At 40.1% G+C, this 14,036-nt stretch carries 13 protein-coding genes; 10 read left to right on the forward strand and 3 right to left on the reverse strand.

The window, feature by feature from the left end:
- The first annotated feature begins 226 nt into the window (after window positions 1–226).
- From I6F53_RS15640 to I6F53_RS15685, 10 genes are all read left to right on the forward strand, one after another.
- Window positions 227–1,006 (forward strand): isoprenyl transferase, encoded by a 780-nt coding sequence (locus I6F53_RS15640; protein ID WP_166421107.1) that lies wholly within the window; start codon window positions 227–229, stop codon window positions 1,004–1,006.
- A gap of 19 nt (window positions 1,007–1,025) precedes the next feature.
- Entirely contained in the window at window positions 1,026–1,892 is an 867-nt protein-coding gene (locus tag I6F53_RS15645; RefSeq protein WP_197240194.1) for a phosphatidate cytidylyltransferase, read from the forward strand.
- Window positions 1,889–3,094 (forward strand): 1-deoxy-D-xylulose-5-phosphate reductoisomerase, encoded by a 1,206-nt coding sequence (ispC, locus tag I6F53_RS15650; protein WP_197240195.1) that lies wholly within the window; start codon window positions 1,889–1,891, stop codon window positions 3,092–3,094. Before I6F53_RS15645 ends, ispC begins: the two co-directional genes overlap by 4 nt.
- A gap of 1 nt (window position 3,095) precedes the next feature.
- Window positions 3,096–4,448, forward strand: coding sequence for a sigma E protease regulator RseP (gene rseP / locus I6F53_RS15655; protein WP_197240196.1), 1,353 nt, complete (start codon window positions 3,096–3,098; stop codon window positions 4,446–4,448).
- Between the two features lie 96 nt (window positions 4,449–4,544).
- Window positions 4,545–7,016: an outer membrane protein assembly factor BamA gene (bamA, locus tag I6F53_RS15660; protein WP_166421103.1), complete on the forward strand. Its 2,472-nt coding sequence runs from the start codon at window positions 4,545–4,547 to the stop codon at window positions 7,014–7,016.
- A gap of 11 nt (window positions 7,017–7,027) precedes the next feature.
- Complete coding sequence (locus I6F53_RS15665; RefSeq protein ID WP_024606271.1) at window positions 7,028–7,546, forward strand: OmpH family outer membrane protein; 519 nt, start codon at window positions 7,028–7,030, stop codon at window positions 7,544–7,546.
- A gap of 7 nt (window positions 7,547–7,553) precedes the next feature.
- On the forward strand, window positions 7,554–8,582 hold the full coding sequence (gene lpxD / locus I6F53_RS15670; protein ID WP_197240197.1) for a UDP-3-O-(3-hydroxymyristoyl)glucosamine N-acyltransferase: 1,029 nt from the start codon (window positions 7,554–7,556) through the stop codon (window positions 8,580–8,582).
- A gap of 20 nt (window positions 8,583–8,602) precedes the next feature.
- Entirely contained in the window at window positions 8,603–9,055 is a 453-nt protein-coding gene (gene fabZ, locus I6F53_RS15675) for a 3-hydroxyacyl-ACP dehydratase FabZ (RefSeq protein ID WP_166421101.1), read from the forward strand.
- A 2-nt stretch (window positions 9,056–9,057) separates the two neighbouring features.
- The gene (gene lpxA / locus I6F53_RS15680; protein ID WP_197160167.1) at window positions 9,058–9,828 is read left to right on the forward strand and encodes an acyl-ACP--UDP-N-acetylglucosamine O-acyltransferase; all 771 of its coding nucleotides are present in this window, start codon (window positions 9,058–9,060) and stop codon (window positions 9,826–9,828) included.
- A 146-nt stretch (window positions 9,829–9,974) separates the two neighbouring features.
- Window positions 9,975–10,367 (forward strand): septal ring lytic transglycosylase RlpA family protein, encoded by a 393-nt coding sequence (locus I6F53_RS15685; protein WP_197178572.1) that lies wholly within the window; start codon window positions 9,975–9,977, stop codon window positions 10,365–10,367.
- Here I6F53_RS15685 and cydC read toward each other — a convergent pair.
- From cydC to cydX, 3 genes are read right to left on the reverse strand one after another with little or no spacing between them, the layout of a single operon-like run.
- Window positions 10,350–12,095 (reverse strand): thiol reductant ABC exporter subunit CydC, encoded by a 1,746-nt coding sequence (cydC, locus tag I6F53_RS15690; protein ID WP_197240198.1) that lies wholly within the window; start codon window positions 12,093–12,095, stop codon window positions 10,350–10,352. The genes I6F53_RS15685 and cydC overlap by 18 nt on opposite strands.
- Window positions 12,088–13,881: a thiol reductant ABC exporter subunit CydD gene (gene cydD / locus I6F53_RS15695; RefSeq protein ID WP_197240199.1), complete on the reverse strand. Its 1,794-nt coding sequence runs from the start codon at window positions 13,879–13,881 to the stop codon at window positions 12,088–12,090. Before cydD ends, cydC begins: the two co-directional genes overlap by 8 nt.
- On the reverse strand, window positions 13,871–14,035 hold the full coding sequence (cydX, locus tag I6F53_RS15700) for a cytochrome bd-I oxidase subunit CydX (protein WP_197178565.1): 165 nt from the start codon (window positions 14,033–14,035) through the stop codon (window positions 13,871–13,873). The genes cydD and cydX overlap by 11 nt, the downstream gene beginning before the upstream one ends.
- Window position 14,036 lies beyond the last annotated feature (1 nt).

The following is a 14,036-nucleotide window of genomic DNA, read 5'->3' on the forward strand; positions in this document are numbered from 1 at the left end:
CAACTCAATTTCTTAAGATCTTACCTATGACATGGATGTAGGTAAGGGGCGTGAGCAGGACGCGGAAGCTTTGCTCGATTTTTACTTAGTCCACTAGGTTACAAATCTCGCGCCGCGATTAAATCGCCCCTAGATTGAACAAATTACAATCCTGAAAGGTCGACAGGACCTATTAAAATTATTAGTTTTGAAACGCCGTCTAGGGTATACTAGGCGGCGTTTTTTTATGGAATACTCGATATTTATGGTTCTAGATGCTGATACAATTTCACAGCAATGTTTACCCAAACATGTAGCTATCATCATGGATGGGAACGGACGTTGGGCGCAAGCTAGAAATAGACCTCGTGTGTATGGGCATAAAAAAGGCGTGGACGCAGTTCGTCAATCTGTTCAGTTTTGTACTAAATTAGGGATACAATCGTTAACCTTATTTGCTTTTAGTAGTGAAAACTGGCGCCGCCCAGAAGACGAAGTAAACACTTTAATGGAGCTTTTCTTATTTGTTTTAACAAAGGAAGTTAAAAAGCTTCATAAAAACAATGTAAAACTGACCATTATTGGAGACTTATCACGATTTTCTGAAGGATTACGTAGCAAGGTAGACGCTGCGCATAAGCTGACTGAAAATAACACCGGGCTGTGTTTAAATGTAGCAGCTAATTACGGTGGTCGTTGGGATATGGCGAATGCGGCTAAACAACTTGCTTTGCAAGTTGCGCAGGGCACACTTAACGCAGAAGATATTACAGAAGAGCGCTTAGCACAGCATATGAGCATGGCAGATCAGGCCGAGCCTGATTTACTTATTCGCACTGGTGGCGATGTTCGTATTAGTAATTTTTTACTATGGCAAGTTGCTTATGCAGAACTTTACTTTACCGAGACACTTTGGCCTGATTTTAATGAAGCAGCATTTGCTGAGGCCATTGCGTGTTACGTTGCCAGAGAGCGACGTTTTGGTTGTACGGGCGAACAAATAAAACAATTACTCGCTCAAACCTAAATAGAATAAGGGTCACATTTTGTTAAAACAACGAATTTTAACCTCACTCGTGCTAGCTCCATTAGCATTGGCTTTGGTTTTTTATACACCGCTTACGTTATTTAGTTACTTTGCGGGTGCAATTGTATTATTAGGCGCATGGGAATGGTCTGCATTTATGGGCCTTTGCGACAAGCTTAAACGTGCTGCCTTTGTTGTGTTTATTGGCGCTTTACTTGCCTTGCTTAATTTACATTGGCCTATTGAATCATTATGGGAAAATGGCAAGCTAGTCGGTGATGCAAACTACGTATTTACGCTTTCATTTGCTTGGTGGATTGTTGCTAGCTATCTAATTTGGCGCTACCCAGAAATGGCTAAAGCGTGGAATGAAGGTTTAGTTATGCGCGGCATTGCAGGATTACTCACGCTTGTGCCGTTATGGCTTGCACTAAATACACTACGTAGCGCGCAATATGCTGAATCAACACATTTTGGCTCTGTACTTATTTTAGTGGTATTGGGTATTGTGTGGAGTGCAGATGTGGGTGCTTATTTTTCAGGTAAGAGCTTTGGTAAACATAAATTAATGCCAAAAGTGAGCCCTAATAAAACTATTGAAGGTTTAGCGGGCGGTGTAGTCGCTTCTATCATTTTTGTATTAGCATTTTGTCACTTTACCGATGTTGATTTAGTTGTTTGGCCTATCTACGCAATAATGACAGCATTTATTGCGTTATTTTCTGCGGTGGGTGATTTACTGGAAAGCATGTTTAAACGCGAAGCCGGCTTAAAAGATAGCGGCCGTTGTTTACCAGGGCACGGCGGTATTTTGGATAGAATTGATAGCTTAACCGCTGCAGCTCCAATGTTTGTTATGTGCTATGCGTGGACTCTTAGTTTATGAGCCAAAAGCAATTGCTGGTTATTTTAGGCGCAACAGGATCAATTGGTTTAAGTACACTTGATGTTGTATCGCGCAATAAAGAGTTATTTGATGTTTTTGTTTTGGCTGCAGGACAAAATGCAAAGAAAATGGCGGAGTTGTGTATTGAACATGAACCGCTTTATGCGATTATGGCTAACCAGCAGGCCGCAGAGCAGTTATCTGCGTATTTAGCTAATACTCAGTGCCAAACTCTTGTTATGCACGGTGAGCAAGCAATGAGTGATTTATGTGCTCACCCTGATGTTGACATTGTAATGTCGGCAATTGTAGGTGCAGCTGGTTTACTACCCACATTAAGTGCAGTAGAAGCAGGCAAAAAAGTACTACTAGCCAATAAAGAATCTTTAGTGATGTCAGGTCAGTTGTTTATCGATAAAGTTAAACAACATAAAGCCACTTTGCTGCCAATAGATAGCGAACATAATGCAATTTTTCAATGCTTACCTTCTTCGTTACAAAATGCCAAAGGCGATCAAAAACTACAGCAACATGGCGTAAGTAAAATTTTGCTTACCGGCTCTGGTGGCCCATTTTTAACGCGTGATATAAATACGTTAAAAGATGTAACTGTTAGCGAAGCCGTAGCGCATCCTAACTGGTCAATGGGGCAAAAAATATCAGTAGATTCTGCAACTATGATGAATAAAGGCTTAGAGTTTATTGAAGCTAAGTGGTTATTTAATTGTGATGCAAGCGATATTGATGTGGTTATTCATCCTCAAAGTATTATTCACTCAATGGTGCAGTACCACGATGGTTCTATTTTAGCGCAAATGGGTAACCCCGATATGCGCACGCCAATTGCCCATGCACTTGCGTATCCTGAGCGAATTAATGCGGGTGTTAAACCGTTAAACTTCTCTGATATTTGTGATTTTTCGTTTACTAAACCTGATTTTTCTCGCTATCCAAATTTACAATTAGCGATTGATGCGTGTAGTGCAGGGCAGGGCGCGACAACAACGGTTAATGCAGCAAATGAAATAGCCGTAGAAGCATTTTTAAACGGTAGGATTGGCTTTACCGATATATACAAAATAAATGCACAAACGCTTGAAGCTGCAACTTACACCAATGTGCAAAGCCTAGATGAAATTTTAGAGTGCGACAAATTAGCGCGTATTAGCGCTTCAGAGTTTATAACAAAAGTGGCGCATTAATATGTTTGATTTTTTTTGGAATCTTGGCTCATTTATTTTAGCGCTTGGTATTTTAGTGGCCATACATGAATACGGCCATTTTTGGGTTGCACGTAAAATGGGCGTTAAAGTGCTGCGTTTTTCAATTGGTTTTGGTAAACCACTTTTAAAATGGCACGACAAATATAATACCGAATACGTGATTGCCGCTATTCCATTAGGCGGCTATGTAAAAATGCTTGATGAGCGCGTTGATGACGTGCCGGCAAACCAACGTCATTTATCGTTTAACGAAAAATCTGTTCAAGCACGTATTGCTATTGTTGCAGCCGGTCCAATGGCCAACTTTTTGTTTGCCATTTTTGCACTTGCTGTGATGTATATGGTGGGTGTGCAGTCGGTAAAACCCGTTGTAGGAAGCATTACCGAAGGTAGCCGTGCAGAGCAGGCAGGCATTATGCCTTCTCAACACATTATAAAAATTGGCGATGACGATATAACGACATGGCAAGATGCCACGTTTGCGCTTATGTCTAACTTAGGCGAGCAAAGCGTTGAAGTTATTGTGCGTGATGAAAACCTTCAACCACGCACTAAAACACTTAATTTAGAAGGGTGGAAACTTGATCAGCGAGACGTACCACCACTGAGCTCGTTAGGTATTGTGCCATTTAGGCCTCAAGCCACTTTAACAATTGCCGCCGTAACTAAAGATTCCGCCGCAGAACACGCTAATTTACAAGTTAATGATACAATTTTGGCTGTAAACGGTGAAACAATAAGCAATTGGCAGCAATTAGTTAATCTTATTACGCAATCAGCTAACAAATCTTTACAATTTAGTGTAAAAAGACAAGATACTATACAAACCATTATAGTAACTCCGAAAGGACGCATTGATAATAACGGTAATGAGCAAGGCTTTTTAGGTGTGGCTCCCGTTGTACAGCAATGGCCTGATGGTTATGTAGAGACTAGGCATTTTGGCCCGCTCGATAGTATTGTGCGAGGCACAAAAGAAACGTGGCGCTTAATTACACTCAGCTTTGACATGATTGGTAATTTAATTACAGGCCAGGTTTCGGTTAAAAATTTAAGTGGTCCGGTTGGCATTGCTGTAGGCGCTGGAACTAGCGTAAGCTATGGGTTAGTGGCCTTTTTAAGCTTTTTAGCCTTAATAAGCGTTAACTTGGGTGTATTTAATTTATTACCCTTACCAGTGCTTGATGGCGGACACTTAATGTATTACATAATTGAACTTTTTCGCAAAAAGCCAGTCTCTGAAAAGACACAAGAGTTTGGTTTTAAAGTGGGTGCCTTGTTACTCATTTTTCTAACATGTTTCGCTTTGTTCAATGATGTATCGCGTTTGTAGTTACAGCGTGGCAAATTACTAATTAGAACACGATTGTAAAGCACCACTAGTAGGGTGTTATGCGGTAATACAGTTGTAAAGGATAAAGATAATAAAATGGCTATAAAAAAACATTTGGCAATAACAAGTTTATTGGGTGCAAGTTTTGCAGCCCTAGGCCAAAACTCCTTTATTGTTGAAGACCTGAAAGTTGAAGGTTTACAGCGTGTAGCACTTGGTGCAGCGCTTACACATATTCCTATTAACGTAGGCGATAATGTTGATGACTATACGATTTCAAAAACAATAAAGTCACTTTATCGTTCTGGGCACTTTGACAACATAAAAGCACTTCGTGATGGCAACAACGTTATTTTTAAAGTAACGGAACGTCCTACCATCAGCTTTATTGAGTTTGACGGCAATAAAGACATTAAAGACGAGCAGCTTAATGAGTCTCTTGATCAGCAAGATATTCGCCAAGGTGAACCACTTGATAAAACCGTAATCGATAATATCGAAAAAGGTTTAGTTGAGTTTTTTCACAGTATTGGTAAGTACAACGCTAAAGTAGATATCAGTATTACTAAGCTGCCACGTAACCGCGTTAAACTTAAATTAGAGTTTGACGAAGGTGATGCTGCTTCTATCCGCCAAATTAACTTAGTGGGTAATGAACTTTTTTCTAATGAAGAACTTTTAAAGCTTGCTGAATCTCAGCAAGATTTACCTTGGTGGCAGTTTATGGGTAGCGATCGCTATCAAAAGCAAACCATTGAAGGCGATTTAGAAAAAATTCGCAGTTATTATTTAGACCGTGGTTACCTACGTTTTAATATCGATTCAACACAAGTATCAGTAAGCCCTGAACGTGAATCAGTTTACGTTACAGCTAACTTAACTGAAGGCGTAAAATATAAAGTTAAAGGTTTTGACTTTATTGGTGACTTGCTTGGTCGTGAAGACTTAATTAAAAGTGTTATCCCACTTAGAGCGGGTGAACTTTATAATGGCTCTGTAGTTACGTCATCTGAAGAATTTATTAAAAGCTACCTAGCACGTTTTGGTTACGCGAATGCTGAAGTGCGTACAATTCCAGAAATTGACGACGAAAAGCAAGAAGTACAACTAACACTATCGGTTAATCCAGGTAAGCGTGTATACGTTCGTCGTATTATTGTAGGTGGTAACCAAAACACCGCTGATGAAGTATTACGCCGCGAAATGACACAACTTGAAGGCGCATGGTTATCTAATCAAAACCTTGAGCGTTCAAAACTACAAATTCAACGCTTACCTTACATGGAAAAAGTTGATTTTAACGTAGTGCCTGTTCCAGGTGTGGATGACCAAGTAGATGTAGATTTCACAGTGAAAGAGCAATCAGCGGGTAGCTTTAATGCTGGCCTTGCTTATGGCTCTTACTTAGGTCTGCAGTTTAATATTGGTGTAACAGAATCTAACTTTTTAGGCACCGGTAACCAAATTGGTTTAAACCTTAATACGTCTACAGGTTCTGAAAGCTTAAGCTTATCGTACACAGACCCATATTTTACGCCAGATGGTGTATCACAGGGCAGTAGTATCTTTTACAGAAACTACGATGCAAGTAAATTTAGCCTTGTTGAATATAAATCGAAAAGTTATGGTTTAGGCACAAATATTGGCTTCCCAATTGATGCAGTAAATCGTGTTAACTTTGGCGCACGTTGGATTAAAGAAGAACTTTCGGATATTGCTGAGTACGAGCAAACGCGTGTACTTCGTGAAACATTCTTAGATCCAGATAACCCAGATGCTGGCTTTGACTTTACTAAGTATGAGCTGAGTGTTGGTTGGTCGCGTATTACCGTTAACCGTGGTTTATTCCCTACAGCGGGTTCGCGTCAAACGCTAAACTTAACAGCAACAACGCCTAACTCTGATCTTCAGTATTTTAAACTTAATTACGATTCGCGTTTTTACTGGCCTATATCAAACGATCACCGCTGGGTGTTCTCAACGCGTGCGGCGCTTGGTTATGGTAATGGTTATGGTTCTACAAACGGGTATGAGCAAACACTTCCGTTCCAAGAGTACTTCCGTATAACAGAAATGGAACTACGTGGCTTTGACCGTAATACAATTTTACCACGTGCTGTATCGCGTATACCGCAGTCTATTCCGGGTACGCCTGGTGCAGACGGTACTACAACCGGTAGCATTGGTGGTGCATCAGACTTTGATATTCTAATACCACAAGGTCGTATTGGTGGTAATGCTAAAGCAGTAGCGGGTATGGAGTTAATTGTTCCTACACCATTCTTAGACGAAGAGAATACTAGTTCTGTACGTACTAGCTTCTTTGTTGATGCTGCTAACGTATGGGATACAGAGTTTAATGTAGACCGTTTCCAAAACTTAGCACCGGATGAGCGTGCTAAATTAGATGACTATTCAGACCCTATGCGCTTTAGGGTGTCAACCGGTCTTTCATTACAGTGGATCTCTCCAATGGGTCCAATGCTGATCAGTTTTGCGTATCCATTGCAAAAAGAAGAAGATGACGATACGAAAACCATCAGCTTTAACATTAGTAACACTTTTTAAAGGAGTTTTTTATGACTAAATTATTTAAATCAACGGCAGTAGCTGTTCTAGCAACGTTATTGATGGGTACTTCTGCGAGTGCACTTGCACATAAAGTAGGTATTGTTGATATGCAAGAGATCTACAAGCAAATTCCTCAAATGGCTAAAATTGAACAGTCTTTACAAACTGAGTTTGCTGAGCGCCGTCAAGAGCTTGAAAAGTTACAAGGCGATATTCGTTTTGAAGCTGAAAAATTTAAACGCGAAAGTACCACTATGAGCCAAGCTCAAAAAGATACATTACGTGAAAAAATTCAGGGCATGCAAAAAAATCTTGCTGAACAAGGTCGTCCTTTAGAGCAAGAAATTAAAGCACGTCAAAACCAAGAGCTTGCTAAAGTTCAAGGCGTAATCATCAAAACAATTGAAGAAATTGCTAAAGATGGTGACTTCGACGAAGTTAAAGTAAAAGACACAACAATTTACTTTAACCCTAAAGAAGTGACTGATCTTTCATCTAAAGTTGTAGCCGCTGTTAGTAAGAAATAATCACTCTATGCAAAATTATACGCTTTCGCAAATTGCGGAACTTCTAGGCGCCGAACTTCAGGGTGATGGCGCTTTAGAAATAAAAAAAATAGCGACACTTGCAAATGCCCATTCTGGGCATATTGCATTTTTAGCGAACTCAAAATATCGCACGCAACTTGAGACCACTCAAGCTAGCGCTGTAATAGTAAGCCAAGCCGATGCAGAGTACTTTAGTGGTAGCAAAGTTATTGTTGCTAATCCGTATGTAAGTTACGCAAAATTAGCGCAATTTATGGATACGACACCACGATCAGCATCTACAGGTATTCATCCAAGCGCTACTATTCACCCTACAGCTATTATTAGTGACAGCGCCGCTATAGGTGCTAACGCAGTCATTGAAGCTAATGCAGTGATTGGTGACAACGCGCAAATTGGTCCGAACAGTTTTATCGGCGAATGTGTTAAAATAGGTTCTGGCACTAAGCTTTGGCCTAGTGTGACTATTTATCACGATGTTGAAATTGGTTCAGATTGTTTGTTTCAAGCAAATAGTGTTGTAGGTAGTGATGGGTTTGGTTATGCGAACGAGCACGGGCAGTGGGTAAAAATACCTCAGCTTGGCTCTGTGATCATAGGCAATAAAGTTGAAATAGGTGCAAGTACCACAATTGATCGTGGCGCACTGGACAATACCATTATTCATAGCAATGTAATTATCGATAATCAGTGTCAAATAGCGCACAACGTTGAAGTTAATTCAGGCACCGCAATTGCGGGCTGCACTGTGCTTGCAGGAAGCGTTACCATTGGCAAAAACTGTCAAATTGGTGGCATGGTTGCAATTAATGGTCACATGTCTGTATGTGATGGTGTTATAATTACTGGCATGAGTATGGTGACAAAATCAATCACCGAACCAGGTATTTACTCATCTGGTATGCCCCATACAACTAACAAAGAATGGCGTAAATCAATAGCTCACTTGCGTAACCTTTCAGACATGAAATCTCGTCTTAAAGCGCTCGAAGCATTGGCTAAGTCACAACGTTGAACACTAATAAGGATGCTATTTTGGCAAACGAATTAAATAGCCTTGATATTCAAGAAATTTTAGCTTTATTACCGCACCGCTACCCGATGCTATTAATTGATCGTGTTATTGATTTTACACCTGGCAAGTCTTTACATGCTATTAAAAATGTTTCTATAAACGAACCAATTTTTACTGGGCACTTTCCAAATCAGCCAATTTTTCCTGGTGTGCTAATATTAGAATCAATGGCGCAAGCTACAGGTTTATTAGGTTTTAAAACAGTAGAAAATCGTAGCGAAAACGAATTATATTTGTTTGCAGCTGTTGATAATGCACGTTTTAAACAACCTGTAATTCCTGGCGATACAATGCATCTTCATGTTGAGTTTTTAAAAGAACGTCGCAACATTTGGAAGTTTGCTGCAGAAGCTAGAGTCGACGGCAAAATAGTATGTAGTGCCGAAATTATGTGTGCGAGAAGAGAGTTTTAATAGTGATCCATTCTACAGCAATAATCGAACCTGGCGCTAAACTAGGCAACAATGTCTCAGTTGGTCCATATAGTTATATTGGCAATGATGTTGTTATCGGTGATAACTGTATTATTGAATCTCACGTTGTTGTTAAAGGACCGTCTACAATCGGTTCTGGCAACCATATTTTTCAGTTTGCGTCTGTAGGCGAAGCCTGCCAAGACAAAAAATACAACAACGAGCCAACTACCTTGATCATGGGTGATAACAACGTTATCCGCGAATGTGCCACAATTCACCGTGGAACAATTCAAGATCAAGGCGTTACTAAAATTGGTAGTAATAATTTATTTATGGCTTATACACACGTTGCACATGACGCGGTAATTGGCGATAACGTGATTTTTGCTAACAACGCAAGTGTAGCCGGCCATGTACATGTAGGTGACTGGGTTATCTTAGGTGGTAATTCGGGTGTTCATCAGTTTTGTAAAATTGGTGACCATGCATTTATTGGTATGTATTCGGGTGTTAACAAAGATGTACCGCCATTTGTTACTACTATTGGTATGCCAGCGGGTCCTGCCGCTATCAATAAAGAAGGCATGAAACGTCGTGGTTTCGAAAGTGATGAAATTATGGCTGTACGCCGTGCATACAAAGCATTTTACCGTAAGAGCTTAGGTGCTGAAGAAGCTATTGAATCGCTTAGTGAAGATGCTGCAAAGTATCCTGCTGTGAAATTGATGGTCGATTTTGTGAAAAACTCAGAGCGCGGTATTGTAAGGTAATTACAGGCTTTGCTTTAAGCATTAAAAAACCACCCTAGATGATAAATCGAAGGTGGTTTTTTATTGTCCTGCTTTTAAGCTAATTCAGTTAATACTCAGGCTACCCAAGTTAGTATGCGCCTAATTTTTATAATAAAAGCCATCCTATGCGTTTATCTAAGTTAATTTTTACTCTTTTTATTACTTCAGTTTTAGCCGCTTGTAGTAGCCAGCCTATTGTTAAATCATCTACTGGAGAAGTTACTCAAGTTGGTAAAGCATCTTTTTATGCTGATAAATACCACGGGAGAACAACCGCTAATGGAGAGCGCTTTAGCCAACAAGCTGCAACAGCAGCCCATTTAGAATTTGATTTTGGTACTAAAGTGATTGTTACCAACCTCGCTAATAACAAATCAGTCACGGTAAGAATTAACGATAGAGGCCCGTATGTGCGAGGTCGTATTATTGATTTATCAAAGAGTATGTTTAAAAAGATAGCCGACCCTAAAGTCGGCGTTATTGACGTGTCTGTAAAGGTATTAAAACCGGGTAGTTAGTGCCACATAATCTGGATAAGCGCTACTGAGCTCTTTATGAGAGCCTTGTGCAACTACTTTACCGTCTTCTAACCATACCACATTATCCATTTGAGCAAGTAGGGCGGGATCGTGCGTAATTGTTAGTACACTCGCGTTGTTCATAACATGCATAATTGCTTGCATTACACCTTGCTTAGATTGATTATCAAGGCCTTCTGTTGGTTCATCAAGGACTAAAATAGCCGGGTTTTTAAGTAACGCTTGCGCAATGGCTATACGCCTAGATTGGCCTTGCGATACGTTACGTCCACCAGTACCTAATCGTGTTTTTAAACCTTCTTTTAGCTCATTAAACCATGGGCTTAATTGCGCTAATGAGAGCGCTTCAATCATTTGCTCTTTAGTAGCATTCGGCGCTGCATAACGTAAATTTTCACTTAACGTGCCATCAAAAATATGGTGCTGCTGAGCGAGTATATTTATAACGTTTGCGCGTATATCGCTATTTAATGAATGTAAGTTAACAACACTATTTTGATTATTTAGAGTAATGCTACCTTGTTGCAAGGGCCATAAACCAGTCAGTAAATTTACAAGCGTTGTTTTACCGCTGCCGCTTCTGCCAACAATCGCTACTTTTTGCTGAGGCATTAGCTCAAAGCTAACATCAGTTAGTGCTGTTTGTTCTCCATATTGGTAGCTAATATTGTTAAGTGCCAATGTGTTATTTTGCGCGCTAAAGCTTTCATTTGTCTCTATAATTGCATTTTTATCTTGCGAGTTAGCTGCTTTATCTTCAAGCGTAAATAACCGCTCTGCTGCTTTTAAAACGTTAGGAAGCTCAATAAACGCATTAGGAAGTAGTAATACACTCTCAAAACTTGCCAGTACAAACAGGCTTAACATAGCAAGTTCTACATTTACCATAGTATTGGCGTAAACCAACGGGACTATGGTGACTATGCTAGCAAGCATGGCTAATTGAACAACTAACAAGCTTAACCCATCTGAGTTTGCCAGTGCTTTGTGGCGAATAAATAATTGATGATTGTATTGCTCGCTTAATTCATCGCACTTATTAAGCTGCTGCGAACGAGCTTGATAAATACTCAACTCTCTTAGCCCTGTAAGTGTATCTGAAAGTTCAGAGCGAAGTTGCGCACTAAGCTGCGTTTCTTTATGGCTGTTTTTAGTGAGCTTTGCGCTGAGTAGGGCAGGTATAACTACGCCAATAAGTATAATGCCAGTAAAGCAAATAAGGGCGACGTTACCATTATAGGCCGACATAAACAGCATGATGATTGGCACACTTAAAAGAGCGACCAGCATAGGCAGTAAAACGTTTAAATAAAACTTGTCGAGAGCATCTACATCGTTTTGTAATCGGTTAACTAAATCAGCGCTGCGGCTCATTGCTAAATCAACATTGTTAAGCTTACTTAACGTTGCAAATACATTCGTGCGTATTTCACTTAGTAATAAAAACGTGGCGTTATGAGTAACCAAACGCTCGCCATAGCGCGACGCAGTTCGTACAATTGCTAAAAATCGAATCGTTCCTGCTGGAGTAAAGTAGTTCATTTGCACGCCGGCAATACCTGCAGCGGCCATTGATGCTAAAAACCAGCCAGATATAGCCAGTAAACCTACATTGGCTAATACCGTAATCGTCGCTAAAAACGTGCCTAGTAGCATTGCTTTGTAATGAGGAGCGCAAAGCTTTAATAAGCGAATAAAGTTAGTCATGCATTACTCCTTGCTCAGCTGTTTTGAGTAAATTTGAAAATGCACCATTTTGCGCTGCAAGTTCTTCAAAGTGTCCTTGCTCAGCTATTTTTCCATCGTGCATAACAATTATATTACTGGCGTGTTTAACGGTATTGAGTCTATGAGCAATGACTAACACTAAGTTATTTTTTGCGTATTCATTAATGGCATCTTGAATAAGCTGCTCAGTTTGGCTATCAAGATGCGCTGTAGGCTCATCAAGCACTAAGACTGGCGCTTGTTTTATAAATGCACGTGCCAGTGCGATGCGTTGCTTTTGGCCACCAGAAAGCCCTTCACCTTGCTCACCTATTAATGTTTTAAAACCATCGGGTAGGGTATTTATAAATTCAAGCACACCCGCTTGCTTTGCAGCATGTTCAAGCTCTTGTTGAGTGGCATTTGGTTTGGCCAATTTAATGTTGGCAGCAATGGTGTCGTAAAACAGCGTCGCTTTTTGCGGTATCCATGCAATGTTATTTTGCAGGTAAGTAATATCGGTTGTGCTTAAATTCTGCCCATTAATAGATAGGTGGTTAATCACCTCGGGGTGAAACCCTAATAGGCAATCAAACAGGGTACTTTTACCTGAGCCACTACTGCCTACTACCGCAATTAAGCCTTTATTAGGCAATGTTAAATTTATATTTTTAATCCCTTCGTTACTATCAGGGTATATAAAATTAAGGTCGATAATACTTATTGAGTTAATTGTGTTTAAAGTTAAATTATTTTCAGGCGTGGTTGTAGTCACTAACGCATTTTCGTCACTTGGCAGTGGAGCGTTTAAAATAGCAACCATATCGGCGGCGGCACTAATCCCCTGTAAGCGTGCATGGTAATGGCTACCTAATTGGCGCAGTGGCAAATAAAATTCAGGTGCTAAAAGTAGCACTACAAAGCCGGTTGCAAAATCAAGAGTGCCAAAAAACAGTCTAAAACCAATAATTACTGCGACTAATGCCACGCTAATAGTGGCTAAAAACTCAAGTGCAAATGATGATAAAAACGCGATTTTTAAAACATCGAGTGTTGCATGTCTAAAATCATCTGAAATTTTAGCTATTTGTTTAAGCTCGGTACGTGTTGCATTAAATAGCTTGAGTTGAGTTAGACCTTGTACGCGGTCAAAAAAGTAATTGCCCAGTACAGCAAGTTGTTTCCAACGCTTTTGATTTAGTGCCTCTGCTTTAGAGCCTACTAAAATCATGAAAAAAGGAATGAGCGGGGCGGTTAATAAAAATATCAGCCCAGCTTTGTAATCTGTCGGAAAAATAACAACCAATATTGCCAGCGGAATAAGCGCGCTGTAAGCAGCACCTGGTAGGTATTTAGCATAATAGTCGTGAAGAGCTTCTACACCATTATGTAAGGTATTGAGTGTAGCGCCTTGGCCGTGTTGTTCTATATAGCTTGGCCCAAGTAAGCTGAGCTTATTTAGAAGTGTTTGGCGCATAGCCGATTTTATTTTAAGTGCAGCATATGCACTCAAGCGTTCGCTTAATGCTAAAAATATTGCACGTAGTAAAATAATACCAGCTAGCGGCCACAGTAAATATGTAACGCTGCTTAAACTACTGCCTTCAAACATTACATTGTGAATAGCTTGAGCCAATAAATAGGCGCCTGCAATCATTAGTAATGCGTTAAAAGTCCCCAGTGCAATGCTTAACTTTAACCACACTGCAGCGGGTTTACTTTGTAACTTTAAAAAAGCGCGCAGTGACTGCTGCTGCGCGCGATCTGGTCGAGGGTTAGTCGTCATCTTTAGCCGAGTTAGCCTCGTTTAATAAATCATGCATAGGTTGTTCATCATCAGCAATGCTGTTTTTATTTTGATGAAACTCGTACCACATTACATTTATTACACCTAAGGTACAGGCCAAAAGTACACCTAAAATCCAAGCGAAATACCACATA

Origin of the sequence: Pseudoalteromonas sp. SWN29, assembly GCF_015864465.1 — a bacterium.
GTDB lineage: Bacteria > Pseudomonadota > Gammaproteobacteria > Enterobacterales > Alteromonadaceae > Pseudoalteromonas.

Bases quoted from the DNA above. Each gene is read 5' to 3' on its own strand.
- I6F53_RS15640 (WP_166421107.1), top strand. From the start codon at position 227: ATGGAATACTCGATATTTATGGTTCTAGATGCTGATACAATTTCACAG.
- ispC (WP_197240195.1), top strand. From the start codon at position 1,889: ATGAGCCAAAAGCAATTGCTGGTTATTTTAGGCGCAACAGGATCAATT.
- rseP (WP_197240196.1), top strand. From the start codon at position 3,096: ATGTTTGATTTTTTTTGGAATCTTGGCTCATTTATTTTAGCGCTTGGT.
- bamA (WP_166421103.1), top strand. From the start codon at position 4,545: ATGGCTATAAAAAAACATTTGGCAATAACAAGTTTATTGGGTGCAAGT.
- I6F53_RS15665 (WP_024606271.1), top strand. From the start codon at position 7,028: ATGACTAAATTATTTAAATCAACGGCAGTAGCTGTTCTAGCAACGTTA.
- lpxD (WP_197240197.1), top strand. From the start codon at position 7,554: ATGCAAAATTATACGCTTTCGCAAATTGCGGAACTTCTAGGCGCCGAA.
- I6F53_RS15685 (WP_197178572.1), top strand. From the start codon at position 9,975: ATGCGTTTATCTAAGTTAATTTTTACTCTTTTTATTACTTCAGTTTTA.
- cydC (WP_197240198.1), bottom strand. From the start codon at position 12,095: ATGACTAACTTTATTCGCTTATTAAAGCTTTGCGCTCCTCATTACAAA.
- cydD (WP_197240199.1), bottom strand. From the start codon at position 13,881: ATGACGACTAACCCTCGACCAGATCGCGCGCAGCAGCAGTCACTGCGC.
- cydX (WP_197178565.1), bottom strand. From the start codon at position 14,035: ATGTGGTATTTCGCTTGGATTTTAGGTGTACTTTTGGCCTGTACCTTA.